At 70.1% G+C, this 12976-nt stretch carries 9 protein-coding genes; 6 read left to right on the top strand and 3 right to left on the bottom strand.

Annotated features, from left to right (window positions below; all coding sequences use genetic code 11):
• The first annotated feature begins 48 nt into the window (after nucleotides 1-48).
• The 3 genes from WMF19_RS36620 to WMF19_RS36610 are packed head-to-tail and all read left to right on the top strand — an operon-like array spanning nucleotide 49 to nucleotide 2757.
• Nucleotides 49-2193, top strand: a complete 2145-nt coding sequence (locus tag WMF19_RS36620) for an RHS repeat domain-containing protein (RefSeq protein WP_437894604.1) — start codon at nucleotides 49-51, stop codon at nucleotides 2191-2193.
• Nucleotides 2194-2205: 12 nt separating this feature from the next.
• Nucleotides 2206-2517 carry a hypothetical protein gene (locus tag WMF19_RS36615; protein ID WP_437894603.1) on the top strand — a complete coding sequence of 104 codons (312 nt, stop codon included), beginning with the start codon at nucleotides 2206-2208 and terminating at the stop codon, nucleotides 2515-2517.
• A 27-nt stretch (nucleotides 2518-2544) separates the two neighbouring features.
• Nucleotides 2545-2757: a hypothetical protein gene (locus tag WMF19_RS36610; protein WP_437894602.1), complete on the top strand. Its 213-nt coding sequence runs from the start codon at nucleotides 2545-2547 to the stop codon at nucleotides 2755-2757.
• Nucleotides 2758-2818: 61 nt separating this feature from the next.
• On the opposite strand, the gene WMF19_RS36605 is transcribed toward WMF19_RS36610, so the two are convergent.
• The 3 genes from WMF19_RS36605 to WMF19_RS36595 form a co-directional block, all read right to left on the bottom strand.
• Complete coding sequence (locus WMF19_RS36605; RefSeq protein WP_437894601.1) at nucleotides 2819-3583, bottom strand: glutaredoxin domain-containing protein; 765 nt, start codon at nucleotides 3581-3583, stop codon at nucleotides 2819-2821.
• Entirely contained in the window at nucleotides 3580-5676 is a 2097-nt protein-coding gene (locus WMF19_RS36600; protein ID WP_437894600.1) for an ABC-F family ATP-binding cassette domain-containing protein, read from the bottom strand. The genes WMF19_RS36605 and WMF19_RS36600 overlap by 4 nt, the downstream gene beginning before the upstream one ends.
• Nucleotides 5677-5882: 206 nt before the next feature.
• A complete protein-coding gene (locus WMF19_RS36595; RefSeq protein ID WP_437894599.1) occupies nucleotides 5883-6509 on the bottom strand; it encodes a glutathione S-transferase family protein in 627 nt (208 codons plus the stop codon).
• Between the two features lie 494 nt (nucleotides 6510-7003).
• On the opposite strand from WMF19_RS36595, the gene WMF19_RS36590 reads away from it, so the two are divergent.
• The 3 genes from WMF19_RS36590 to WMF19_RS36580 all read left to right on the top strand — a co-directional run bounded on the left by WMF19_RS36590 (nucleotide 7004) and on the right by WMF19_RS36580 (nucleotide 12908).
• Nucleotides 7004-9256 (top strand): DUF3160 domain-containing protein, encoded by a 2253-nt coding sequence (locus WMF19_RS36590; RefSeq protein ID WP_437894598.1) that lies wholly within the window; start codon nucleotides 7004-7006, stop codon nucleotides 9254-9256.
• A gap of 290 nt (nucleotides 9257-9546) precedes the next feature.
• Nucleotides 9547-10914, top strand: coding sequence for a hypothetical protein (locus tag WMF19_RS36585; protein ID WP_437894596.1), 1368 nt, complete (start codon nucleotides 9547-9549; stop codon nucleotides 10912-10914).
• A gap of 8 nt (nucleotides 10915-10922) precedes the next feature.
• Complete coding sequence (locus WMF19_RS36580) at nucleotides 10923-12908, top strand: hypothetical protein (protein WP_437894595.1); 1986 nt, start codon at nucleotides 10923-10925, stop codon at nucleotides 12906-12908.
• The last annotated feature ends 68 nt before the right edge of the window (nucleotides 12909-12976 follow it).

Here is a 12976-nt window from a genome sequence, read left to right as displayed (position 1 = left end):
TGAGAGTGCAGCTACTCCGACGGCTCGGGCAACGAGGTGCTGCGCAAGGTGAAGGCGGAGCCGGGGCTCGCGCCCGAGCGCGACGCGAACGGCGCGCTGGTGCACGATGCGCAGGGCGACCTGGTCTTTTCGCACACGACGTCGCGCTGGGTCGGCACCGGGCGGACGGTGCTGGACAACAAGGGCAATCCGGTCAAGCAGTACGAGCCGTTCTTCAGCGCGACGCACGAGTACGAGGACGAAGCGGAGCTCGTGGAGTGGGGGGTCACGCCGATCCTGCGGTACGATCCACTCGGCCGGCTCATCCGGACCGACCTGCCCAATGGGACGTTCTCGCGGGTGGTGTTCGATGCGTGGAAGCAGACGTCGCACGATCCGAACGACACGGTGCTGGAGAGCTCGTGGTACGCGGCGCGCCAGGCGCTGCCTGCGGGCGATCCGGAGCGCCGTGCGGCGGATCTGGCCGCGGCGCACGCGGGCACGCCGGCGGTGAGCCACCTGGACGCGCTGGGGCGGGTGTTCCGCGCCGTGGCGGACAACGGCGCCGAGGGACAGTACGTCACGCAGAGCACGCTGGATATCGAGGGGCAGCCGCTCTCGATCACCGACGCGCGCGACAACCAGGCGATGCGGCATCGCTTCGGGCTGGGCGGGCAGCTGCTCTATCAGAAGAGCAACGACGGCGGCGAGCGGTGGATGCTGGCGGGCGCGACAGGACAGCGGCTGCGCGCGTGGAACGGGCGTGGGTTCGTCTATCGCTCGTCGTACGATGGGCTGCGCCGACCGACGCACGAGCAGGTGCAGCTGGGCTCGGGCAGCGAGCGACTGGCGCGCCGTTACGTCTACGGCGAAGCGCACCCGCAGGCGACGGCGCTGAACCTGCGCGGCAGGCTGTACCAGGTGTATGATGGCGCGGGCGTGGTGACGAGCCAGGCGTACGACTTCAAGGGAAATGTGCTGCAGGCGTCGCGCCGGCTGCGGAGCGACGTGCACGCGGACGCCGACTGGGCGGTGCTGTCGGGGCTGACGGATGTGGCTGCCATCGCGACGGCGGCCGAGCCGCTGGTGGAGACCGAGAGCTTCGGCACGCTGACGGCGTACGATGCGTTGAACCGGCCGACGAGCGTGACGGCGCCGGATACGAGCGAGGTCAAGCCGACGTACAACGAGGCGGGGCTGCTCGAGCGGGTCGAGGCGCGGGTTCGAGGCGCGGTGGCGTGGACGACGTTCGTCGACAACATCGATTACGACGCGAAGGGGCAGCGCGAGCGGATCGAGTACGGCAACGGAACGTCGACGGTATACACGTATGACCCGCTGACGTTTCGGCTCTCGCGCCTGAAGACGACGCGGAACTCGGACAGCGCTGTGCTGCAGAACCTGACGTATGTGTACGACCCGGTCGGGAACATCGTGGAGATCGGGGACAGCGCGCAACAGACGGTGTTCTTCAACAACGCCGTGGTGTCACCGAGCGCACAGTACGTGTACGACGCGGTCTACCGGCTGATCGAGGCGACGGGTCGGGAGCACGCGGGCGGGCTGTCGGACGCGCCGCGCGACCAGAACGACCTGCCGATCCAGTCGCTGCCGCACGCGAACGACGCGCAGGCGCTGAGGAACTATACCGAGCAGTACGTTTATGACGCCGTGGGCAACCTGCGGAGGATGGTGCACCAGGCGGGCACGGGAAGCTGGACGCGGTGGTATGCGTACGAGGAGACGGAGAACAACCGGCTGACGAGCACGACCGGGGACCCGGAGAACGGGCCGTTTCGCACCTATGCGCATGACGCGCACGGCAACATGACGTCGATGCCGCACATCACGGCGCTGACCTGGAACGAGAACGACCTGGTGCGGAGCACGGATCTCGACGGCGGCGGCGACGTCTATTACGACTACGACGCTGCGGGTCAGCGCGTGCGCAAGGTCTGGGAGCACAACGGGCTTGTGGACGAGCGCATTTACCTGGGCGGCTACGAGGTGTACCGGAGGGCCAGGACGCGCCGTGCTCCGGCAGCGGACAGCTGTGGACCATGCGCTCGCCCACATCGCAGCGCGGAAACGACACAGCGCGCGCTACATCGGCGCCAGGAGAAATCTGTTCGACCGCTGGCGCGCCGCAGCCATCCAGAATCTCGAGGCGGCTCAACGGCTGATCCAGGAGGCTGCATAACCTGTCGGAATTAAACAATTTTCAACATGTTTGACGTGCTGGATAATATGGGAAGATTCCAGGTCTACGCCATAAAAACGACCGCCGACGGGGCACATGTGACAGGTCGCCTCATCGTGGGCACGTTCACACGAGGCAAATCCGTTCATTCTGCCCATCACGCCGACGAGATGGGTGTGAAACACGGGGAACCGGTCGAGCTCGATCTCTTGATCGATGGAATTGTCATCTACAGTAACGAGATCGACGAAATTCAGGAGGGCCTTACCGCGTTGATACGGCTCCGAGGCCACTGGCCCGGCCAGATCTCACAAGGATGGATTCTGGAGGGCGGCTGACCCTCTCACACTGCATCCGTCCGCCACGTGAAGATGCCGACGCCTGTGGGGTTCGAGACCGGAATCCCAGTGGAGCGAAGCGACCTGCCGGACGTCATCCGAGAACTCGCGGCTCTGCGGGCCTTGTGGGTCTCATCAGAGCCGCATCGCGACGTGATCCTTGAGCGCCTCGATCGGCTCATCGATGAGCTCAACGAGATCAACAGCTCCGATGACGACATAGAGATATTCATCGGATAGCCATCCGGGCACGGCGAGCATGTGCCGAGTCGCATCATCGATGCTTCGTGCCGCCGCCCCCTCAGAGCGTCGTCCCGCCCGCCGCCCGCGCGAGCGCCTGGTCGATGGCCCCCGGGCTGAACCCCACGAGGATCTGCCCCCGCACGTCGATGATCGGGATGCTCCCTCCGCGCTGGTGGCTCTTCGCGAGCTTGTCCTGCATCTCCGCGGCGGCGCCCGCGTCCTCCTCGATGTCCTTCACCACCGCGGCGATCCCCTTCGAGCGCAGGTAGTCCGCGGCCTGGTGGCACGGCTTGCACCACGAGGCGCCGTAGATGATCACCGTGACCCCCGCGAGGTGGCTCGGCGCGCCCGGCGCGCCGGCGCCAGCCGAGCCGCCGGGGCCCGGCGCCGCGGGCGGCGGCGCTGTCTTCGCGAGGTGCTCGGCGCGCCGCTTCTCCAGCAGCGACTCCCATTCCCTCCGCGGCATCGTCCGGACCGCATACGTGCCGTCCGGCCGCTTCTGCGTCAGATCCGCGACGTAGAACGCGTCCCGCGTCCCCTCCGTCCGGTCCGAGAGCATGGCGCGCACGAGCGCGCGGCCCTCGGCCGGCACGTCGGCCGGGCGCATCTCGACGTGCGTGTCGCCCTTCTCGTCGATCCACGTCAGCATCAGGTTCGCCGTGTCGTCGCGGAGCTCGAGCGGCGGCAGCTCGGCGACGGCCTGCGCCGGCGTGGTCCCGTCGTCGCGCTTCTCCTTGCACGCCGGGCCGAGCGCAGCCGCGGCGAGCGCGAGCAGCACCCCCGCGACGCGGGCCTTCCGCGACCCCCCCCGCGACCCCCTCACGCCTCGCCTCCCATCGCCGCCGCGGCCCCGAGCTCCTCGCTCAGCGCCATCCACTCGGCCATCGCCGCGTCGACGCGCTTCGCGAGCGCTTGCTCTTCGCGCGCCGCCGCCGCGAGCTTCGCCCAGTCGCCGCCCGGGTCCTGCTTGAGCGCCTCGCGCATCTCCGCGAGCCGCGACTCGCCCGCCGCGATCTCCGCCTCCAGCTCCTTGACCCGCTTGCGCTTGCGCTCCGTCGCGCGCGCCGCCGCCTTGTCGCTCTCGAACGCCCGGCGCCGCGCCGCCGCGTCGCCCGCGCCCGCGTCGTCCGGCGGCGGCATCGTCGCGCCGCTCCGCCGCACCGCGCGGCCAGGAGCCTTCGCGCCCCTGTCCGCCGCCTCCGCCCGCGGCTCCTCGCGCGGCGGCGGCGCGCTCGCCGCCTTCCGCGCTCCCCGCGCGTTCTTCGCCCTCTCGCCCTCCTCGCGCGCGCGCTCCGCCTCCTCCGCCTCGGCCGCGAGCTTCTCGAGGTTGTCGCGGTAGTCGCGGAAGCCGCCGGGGTAGATGTCCACGCGCCCCTCGCGCACAGCGACGATGCGCGTCGTCACCGCCTCGAGGAACCTGCGGTCGTGCGAGACGAGCAGCACCGTGCCCTCGAAGCCCGCGAGCGCCTCCTCGAGGATCTCGGCGGCGGGGATGTCGAGGTGGTTCGTCGGCTCGTCGAGGAAGAGCAGGTTGCGCGGCTCGAGGAGCAGCTTGCCGAGCGCGAGCCGGCTCCGCTCGCCGCCGGAGAAGCCCTGCACCTTCCGGAGCGCGTCGTCCCCGTAGAAGCGGAAGCGCGACAGGTACTGGCGTGTCGCGTCGACGTTCATGTCGGCCCGCACGCTGCGGATCTCCTCGACCGCGGTCCTCGACGGGTCGAGCGAGCCGAGGTGCTGGTCGAAGTAGCCCTGGCAGAGGTTCGTCCCGCGCCGCACGTCGCCCGCGTCCTCGGGCGCGCCCGCGCCGGCGAGCAGCTTGAGCAGCGTCGATTTGCCGGTCCCGTTGGGCCCCACGATGCCGACGCGGTCGCCGCGCCGCAGGAGGAGGTCCACCCCGGAGAAGAGCGTGCGCCCGCCGCGCGAGGCGCCCAGCCCGCGCGCGTCGAGCACGATGTCCCCGCTGCGCGGGGCGGGCGCGAACCGGAACCGGACCTTCTCGGCGGTCGCCCACACGTCCTCGGGCCGGTCGATCGTCTCGAGCTTGTCGAGCATCTTGCGCCGGCTCTGCGCCTGCTTCGTCTTCTGGCCGGCGATGTTGCGCCGGATGAAGTCCTCGGTCTTGGCGACGAACGCCTCTTGCCGCTCGGCGAGCTCCCGCTCCCGGGCGAGGTCCTCCTCGCGGGCGAGCGCGTAGTCGCTGTACTTGAGCGGGTAGGCGCGGAAGCTGCGCTGCCCGAGCTCGAACGTGTGCGGGCAGACGGCGTCGAGGAACGCGCGGTCGTGCGAGACGCAGAGCAGCGCGCCGCCGAGGCCCGCGAGGTGCTTCTCGAGCCAGGTGATGGTCTCGATGTCGAGGTGGTTCGTGGGCTCGTCGAGCAGCAGGAGATCGGGCTCGATGGCGAGCACAACGCCGAGCTGCAGGCGCCCGCGCTCGCCGCCGGACAGGCTCGCGACGGGGCGCTCCATGTCGGCGGGCGAGAACCCGAGGTGGGCCGCGATGATCTCCACGCGGCGCTCGAGGTCGTCGCCGCCGGCGATGTGGTAGCGGTCGGTGAGATCGCTGAGGCGGGCGAGGTCGGCCTCGCTGCCGCTGGCGGCCGCGTGCTGCGCCGCGGTGAGGGCGTGGCGCAGCTCGAGCACCTCGGAGAAGCCGGAGAGGAAGGCGTCGAGCACCGTGCCCTCGGCCGCGAGCTCGTGCGACTGCCGGAAGTACGCGAACCGGATCCCCTTGCGGATCACGACCGAGCCCGTGTCGGGGGTGAGCTCGCGGGTGACGAGGCGGAGCAGCGTCGATTTGCCCGCGCCGTTCGGGGCGACGAGCGCGGCGCGCTGGCCTTGCTCCAGGGAGAAGGTGATGCCCTGGAAGAGCCTGTCCGCGCCGTAACCGAAGCTGAGGTCGGCGACCTGGAGGACCGTCATTGCGGCCGAGTTCTAGCATGTGTCGGGCGCGCGCAAGGGGGCTCGGAGCGCGACGCGCCGGGCGCGCGCAAGGGCGCTCGGCGCGCGGGCCCCGACATCGCGCCGACATGGCGCCGACAGCGCGCGTGACGGTCGGCGCGGGCCGCGCGGGCGGTGAAGAGGCGGCGGCGCCTCGCCCGCTCGGGGCGAGCGAGGCGCCCGCGGGCTCAGTCGTCGACCATGGCGGCCTTCACGGCCGGGCGCTCCATGATGCGGCCGAGCCAGCCCTTCAGGTTCTTCAGATCCGAGGTGTCGATCTTGGTCATCGACAGGCCCCACCCGAGCACGGACGCGAGATCGAGATCCGCCAGGGTACAGCGCTCGCCGGTGACGTACGGGCGGCCGTCGAGCCGGCTGTCGAGGATGCGGAGCAGGCCGCGCACCTCGTTCAGCGCGGCCTCGGCCTGCTTGGCGTCCTGCTGCTCCTTGGGGAACCACTCGCTCGTGTTCTTCATGTAGCGGTACAGGGCGCTGGTGACGTTGACCTGTCCCCAGACGAGCCAGGTCAGGGCCATGAGCTGCTCGGGCGAGCCGGGGGCCGGCCACAGGCCCTTCTGGACGCCGTAGCGCTCGCCGAGGGCGATCTGGATCGCCACCGACTCGAACATCGGCGTGCCGTCGATCACGATGGTCGGCACCTGGCCATTGGGGTTGAGCGCGAGGAACTCCGGCTTCCTCTGGTCTCCGGCGCGCAGATCGACCCGGACGGCCTCGTGGGGGACGCCGAGCTCGGCGAGCGAGATGCGGATGCGACCAGCGCTGGACTGAGGGGCGTAATAGAACGTGATGGTCATGGTTGGCCTCCGGCGCCCCTTGTAGTGGATCCGATTCGCCGCCGTCACGCTCATCGTGCGTGGGGCCGCCAAGTTTCCCCGGGGCCCCGTTGAACAGCGGTGTTCCCATTTTGTCATGGCGAGCAAGAAATCGACAGTAATGGGCGGCTCACGAGCGGCGGTCCCTCAAGCACCGATCGGCGCGAAGAGTGAACAGGAGAGTCGTCAGGACAACACGAGAGCTTCTTCTCGCCGACGGTCTTCATGGTCAATCCACGCGCTCTCCGCGCAAAGCGCAGATCGCGAGCGGCCCGATCCGATCCCGGCGCGGCGACATCGCGCCGGTCCTCCTCGGCGGCGTGCCCTCCCGATGGCGTCGTATCCTGCTGCATCGGAGCAGATCTTTCCTGTTCGGACGAGGACGGGAGCGCGCCTCGCGCCCGCGGCACTGTCCTTGCCCGTAGCGGGGTCGCCGCGCCCCGCGCACAGGAGGCGCGCTCTGGAAGGGAAACACGATGCGCAAAATGCTTCTTCACTTTCACGTCGTCCCGATCCTCCTTGCGCTCGCCGGCGGCTGCTCCGGCGAGAGCAACCAGCAGCCCGACACCGGCGGTACGCAGAGCGGCGGTACGCAATCGGAGCAGCCCCCGGCGCCGCTCGGGCCCGAGCAGCAAGCAGAGCTCAGCGCGCTGCTCGATGAGCAGGAGTCCTCGGCGAACATGACCGCGGAGGACTTCGCCTCGAGGTACGCCGTCCCCTTCGCCTCGGGCCTGCCTTACGCGCCGGCGGACGCCGAGGGCCTCTCGCTCGTCCAGGGCTCCACGCTCGCCCTCGACCAGGACGAGCTCGCGAAGCTCTCCGCGAACGGCTTCGTCATCTCGGAGAAGAAGGCCTTCCCGACCTTCACTTACGGCTACGCGAGCATCTACGCGCTCGATCTGCCGCTCTACGTGTCCGCCGACTCCATCCTGTACGCGGTCCACCGCTCGTACGACGCGATCCTGAAGGACGTGGAGCTCGCCGCGCTCGCGCCCGAGCTCGGGGCCATGCTCGAGGAGATGCGCGCGCGGCTCGCCGCGGGCGCCGCCGGCGAGCTCGGCGCCGAGGCGCGCGCCGACGCGGACCTCTTCACCGCCGTGGCGCTCTCGCTCCTGAACGACGCGCCCGTCGCGCCCGTCGCGGGCGCGGACGCCGCGAAGATCGACGAGCTCGTCGCGGGCGCCAAGGCCCACCAGGGCACGGGCAACGTGCGCCTCTTCGGCGCAGGCCGGATCATGGACTTTTCACAGTTCGAGCCCCGCGGCCACTACACCGACTCACCGGAGCTCCAGCGCTACTTCCGCAGCATGATGTGGCTCGGCCGCGTCGACTTCCGCTTCCTGGAGACCCAGCAGGACGGCACGCAGATCCTCCAGCGGCGGCAGCTCGAGGGCGCCTACGCGCTGCGCGCCCTCGCCGACGAGAACACCCTTGCCCGGTACACGCGCATCGACGACACGGTCCAGACCTTCGTCGGCGAGAGCGACACCATGACGCTGCCCGAGCTCGACGTCCTGCTCACGGACCTCGGCCTCGCCGACGCCGCCGGCCTCGCCGGGCTCTCGGACGAGCAGATCATCGACGTCGTGGTGAAGAAGGGCCACGGGACGCAGCGGATCTCGAGCCACATCATGATCAACGGCCTCGACAAGGGCACGATGCCCCTCTCGTCGAGCTTCGCGCTGCTCGGCCAGCGGTACGTCGTCGACTCCCACGTCTTCTCGAACGTGGTCTACGATCGGGTGAAGGGCGGCACCGTCAAGCGCATGATGCCGAGCCCGCTCGACGTGGGCTTCGCCGCGCTCGGCAACGATCAGGCGGGACAGCTGCTCGCGCCCGAGCTCGGGCAGTTCCCCTACGCGCCGGACCTGCACATGATGCGCGTGCTCGTCGACGCGCACCCCGGCGACTTCTGGAGCAAGAACCTCTACAACCGCTGGCTCGGCGCGCTGCGGGAGCTGTCGCCGGCGAAGGCGCTCGCCGACGCCGCGGGGCTGCCCGCGGTGGCGAAGACCGAGGCGTGGGGCCGGCGCCTCCTGAACACCCAGCTGGCCTCGTGGGCCGAGCTCCGGCACGACACGCTGCTCTACGCCAAGCAGTCGTACACGAGCGGCGCCACGTGCGAGTTCCCGGACGCCTACGTCGACCCGTACCCGGCGTTCTATGCGCGCATCGCCGAGCTGGCGGAGCAAGGCGGGCGCGTCGTCGACGCGCTCGATCTGTCGGGCTCGCCGGGGCTGAACCAGCGGGTGCCGGCGTACTTCGCGCGGCTGCAGAGCGTCGCGCGGACGCTCGGCGAGATGGCCGAGAACGAGCGCGCCGGGGTGCCGCTCACGGCGGAGCACCTCGATTTCATCAACCAGGCCGTCCGGATACAGCACGGCTGCGGCTCGGACGAGGGGGCGGAGGGCTGGTACGCCGGGCTCTTCTACGACGTCTTCCAGACCGTGGCCGAGGACCCGACGATCGCCGACGTGCACACGCAGCCGACCGACGAGGGCGGGGCGCCGGTCGGGCGCGTGCTGCACGTGGGCACCGGCCGGCCGCGGCTCATGGTCGTCACCGCCGATCCGTGCGGCGCGCCGCGCGCCTTCGTGGGGCTCGCCTCCTCGTACTTCGAGAAGATCACCGGAGACTTCCAGCGCATGACCGACGAGGCGTGGGCCGGCGAGCTCCACCAGGCGACGCCGGACGACGTCGCCTGGATGCAGGACCTCGTCTCCCGCTGACCTCGCGTTCAGGGCTCGCGCCCGCAGGATCGAGCCCTGAAGTCTGTGCCGTGCTGTGCCGGCCAACGCGCCCGTGTGTCTGTGGGATCACGGTTTGCTGCGCAGCGCCGTCGAGCGCGCTGGACATGCGCTGGGAGAGCGCTTCGACGGCGCGCTCCGCCGCCGGCTCGGTCTTGCCGCCACATTCTGGACGAGCGGCGCTGCGGGTTCGCGGCGAGCGACGGCGCTCGGGGCGATGACGCGGCGTTCTCCACCAGGCGAGGCTTGAAGCCGTGTGGTAGCGTCGGTGCATGCCCACCGGCACTTCGGTGCGTGACGTCTGGAACGAGCTGCGCACGCGCTTCGACGTGGAAGAGTGGCAAATCCCGGACGAGTGGCGCGCGGACCGGACGGACAGCCCCGCGGGGAAGATCCTCCGGGAGCTGGATCGCCCCGCCGCGCCACGGACCTCGCCGATGTTCCTGCTGTCCGGAACGATCGGCACGGGCAAGAGCACCGAGCTGTGGAGGATCGCCGAGGAGCGGGCCCGGACGGGGGCCGAGCTCGTGGTGTTCGTCGATCTGGTCCGCCACTTCCAGAACGCCTTTGGATCCACCGAGGCGCTGCAGCACATCAGCTCGTGGGAGGTGTGCTTTCTCTGCGGCGTCGCCCTGATCCGCGCCGCACAGGAGGAGGGGTATCGATGGAGTCCGGATAGCGTTCAAGGGCTCGCCGATGCCTGGTCGGCGCTCGCCGGTGCGGCGCTGCCATCGGGCGCAGCGCCGCCGACCATCGATGTGTTCAACGCCGCGAAGTCCATGGTGCTCTTCGCGTCGACGGCGGTGTCGGTCCTCGCGCCCCAGGCGGGGGCAGCCGCGGCGGTGGTCAGATCGCTCGCCGAGCTGGCCAGCGCGGGCAAATGGTCGCTCCCGATGGCGAAGAAGGACACCCGGCGGCTCGAGGACCAGGATCCGCTCATGCAGAGCCTCGTCGACAGGGTGAACGTGCTGCTGGGCGACTTCCGGCAGTGGAGTCGCCCGGTGCTCTTCGTCATCGACGGGCTCGACCGTATCGTCAGCTTCGAGCGAGCTGAGGCGCTCTTCCTGCACTCCCAGATGCTCGCCCGCCTGCAGGCTCCGCTCGTCGTCTGCGCTCCGTTCGCGCTCAGGAACCACCTGGCCACGAGCGAGGTGCGGCGGTTCAAGCCCCGTATCCTCCATAACGTGCCCGTGCTCGATCATGCCGACCCGATGCGACCGGGCCCCGGCGTGGCCTTCTTCGGCGATCTGTTCCAACGCCGAATCCACGGCCTCGGCGCGGGCCACCTCGTCCCGCAGCCGCTCCTGGCTCGGCTCGCCTACTACTCGGGCGGCCGCGCCCGCGACTTCGTCAGGACCATTCGAATGCTCGCGGACTACGGGTACGACGATGCGGCACCCGTGGCCACGGAGGCGATGGTCCAGGAGGTGATCACGGAGGCGCGACACCTCATCGAAGGAGGTGTCGACAAGGGGCATGTCGCGCTGCTCGAGGCTGTCGCCCGAGATCCCAAGCACGAGCTCCCGGACAGCCAGACGGCGCGGGAGCTCCTGACGTATGCCCGGCTGCTGCCTTATCCGAACGAGTCGGAATGGTTTTACCCGCACCCGCTCCTAATGATCAGCAAGGTCCGCCTGTAGCTCCGTGGGTGGAGCGGATCGCGCGGGCCTTCCGCGGGATCGATCGGGGCCTCATCGTGCTCGTCGATCACGCGACGAACGCCCGCCTCGGCGAGCTCGTCCGCGGCCTCGTCGTAGAGCACCCGGAACTCGATGTGCTCACCGAGGCGCCGCGCGTCGAGGACGTGCCTCGCGGCGCGCTGCTCGTGCTCGCCGCGCGGGCGGTGGACGCGCTCTGGCTCAACTACACGCGCCCGATCTTCCGCGAGCGCGGGCTCAAGGTCGTGCTGTGGAGCACGGCGGAGGTGACCGCGGCCCTCGCGAAGGAAGCGCCGGACTTCTTCGACTGGACGTCGCGCCGGTTCGAGTGTCCCGGCGGCGTTCCACGGCAGGCGATCCTCGGCCTGCGGGCGGCGCTGTGCGCGCGGGCGCCCGGCGTGCGCTGGCGCGGTCCGGAGCTCGAGGCGTCGTTCGAGGCGGCGTTCCCTGGCCGTCCGCTCGTCCGCGTGCGCGCCGATCTCCCCTACGACGCCTTGATCGAGTCCGCGAGGAGCGCGGGGCGCGCCTGGAACGTGTGGTCCGAGATCTACAGCGAGCGAGACCTCTACCGGGTGCAGTGGGCCATGGCCGAGGCGGGCCGGCGAGGGCGCGTGGTGCTGGACGGGCCGCGGGTCGTCCATGACGACCTCCGCTCCCCCGTGAAGGATTACTGGCTCGTCCACGGGCAGCTGATGAATCTCCATTACGCGAGGGAGGTCCTCGGCGACGCGGGCGCTCCGGCCCCCGGGCGGCTCGCCGCGCTCCTGGAACTCGAGCCGGAGGCGATCCGGCTCGCGGTCGGGCTGCTCAAGGCCGGCATGAGCAGCGCGTCGGTGGAGGGGGCGGCGCGCGAGAGCAGCGATCCTGGCGCGGCGGTCGCGCGGCTCGCCTGGGGCCAGGCCTCGTCGCTCGTTCTCCAGGAGCGATTCGAGGCCATGCCTCCCGTGCGGCGCGCGTTCGCGGTGGACAGAGAGGCGCGCAAGCGCCATGCGAGCGAGCGGGCTGCCATCCTCGCGCGGCTCCGCGAGCGCGTGAGCGCCACCCTGGATGTGACGAAGGCAGACGTCGAGCCCCTGCTGCGCGCTCGATCGGTGTCCGGACAAACGTGGGATGCGATGATCGCGGCGGCCCGAAGCGTTCAGGCGCACGACGTCGCGGCGTACTGGTCGACGCGAGGCTCCGGTTCCACGGGAAGCGTGGCTCGGCGCACCTTCTTCGAGTGCATCCGGGCGGCGCAACACGCCCTCGCCGACCGCGACGTGGACGCCGCTCTTCGGGCCGTGGAGGAGATCCGGGAGGACGACACGCTCATCGAAGGCAACGACGAGTTTTACGGCAGGATTGTCCTCCGAGTTGCTCAAGCTGCGCTGGCAGCAGGCCGAGTGGGTGAAGGCGAGCGCCTGTTCGAGCGCCTCGTTAGCTGGGGCAAGCGACGGAAGATGACGTTCGACCAGCTCGAATGGCTGTTGCAGTTCGCGAAGCTCGATGGAGCGACGGTCGAGCGATGCCTTCGAGAGAGTGTGCGCACACACGCACCCGAGGAAGCGCCGTGGACGCAAGTCGTCGCGCTTCGGGTGTTGGCGGAGGCCCTCGCAACGCAGGGGCGATTTGCCGAGGCCGAGGACCAGTTCCGTCGAGCGCTCGCGCTCGACGCGCACGTGCACCCGCGGCTCGCCTGCCAGATGCTGACGAGGCTCGCGGACGTGCTCGCCGCGCAGGGGCGCCACGCGGAAGCCGAGCCGCTCGCCAGCAAGGCCCACGAGCTCGCGCGTCGTTACGACAACGACATGACTTACCGAGATTATGCGCTGATGCTCTGCTGGCTCGCCGAGCGCCGCTCGGCGCTCGGCCAGTCGGACGCGCGCGAGATGGCACAAAAGGCCCTCGACGCGCTCCGCGCATGGCTCCAAGAGCAGGATCCGGTCAGGAGAGAGACGGAGCCCCATCTCTTGCGCATCCTCGGGCTCGACGCCTGAAGCTCGGTCCGGAAGTGAGCCTCCACACCGCGGCCTGTTCCACGACAGCCTCCGGTTTGAGTTTCAAC

The organism is Sorangium sp. So ce124, assembly GCF_051525235.1.
Taxonomy (GTDB): Bacteria; Myxococcota_A; Polyangia; order Polyangiales; family Polyangiaceae; genus Sorangium; species Sorangium atrum.
Note: the sequence above shows the minus strand (reverse complement) of the source record. Positions and strands in the feature narration are given on the sequence as shown.

Coding starts and splice junctions, on each gene's coding strand:
- WMF19_RS36590 (WP_437894598.1), top strand. CDS start 7,004: ATGCGCAAAATGCTTCTTCACTTTCACGTCGTCCCGATCCTCCTTGCG.
- WMF19_RS36615 (WP_437894603.1), top strand. CDS start 2,206: ATGTTTGACGTGCTGGATAATATGGGAAGATTCCAGGTCTACGCCATA.
- WMF19_RS36585 (WP_437894596.1), top strand. CDS start 9,547: ATGCCCACCGGCACTTCGGTGCGTGACGTCTGGAACGAGCTGCGCACG.
- WMF19_RS36595 (WP_437894599.1), bottom strand. CDS start 6,509: ATGACCATCACGTTCTATTACGCCCCTCAGTCCAGCGCTGGTCGCATC.
- WMF19_RS36600 (WP_437894600.1), bottom strand. CDS start 5,676: ATGACGGTCCTCCAGGTCGCCGACCTCAGCTTCGGTTACGGCGCGGAC.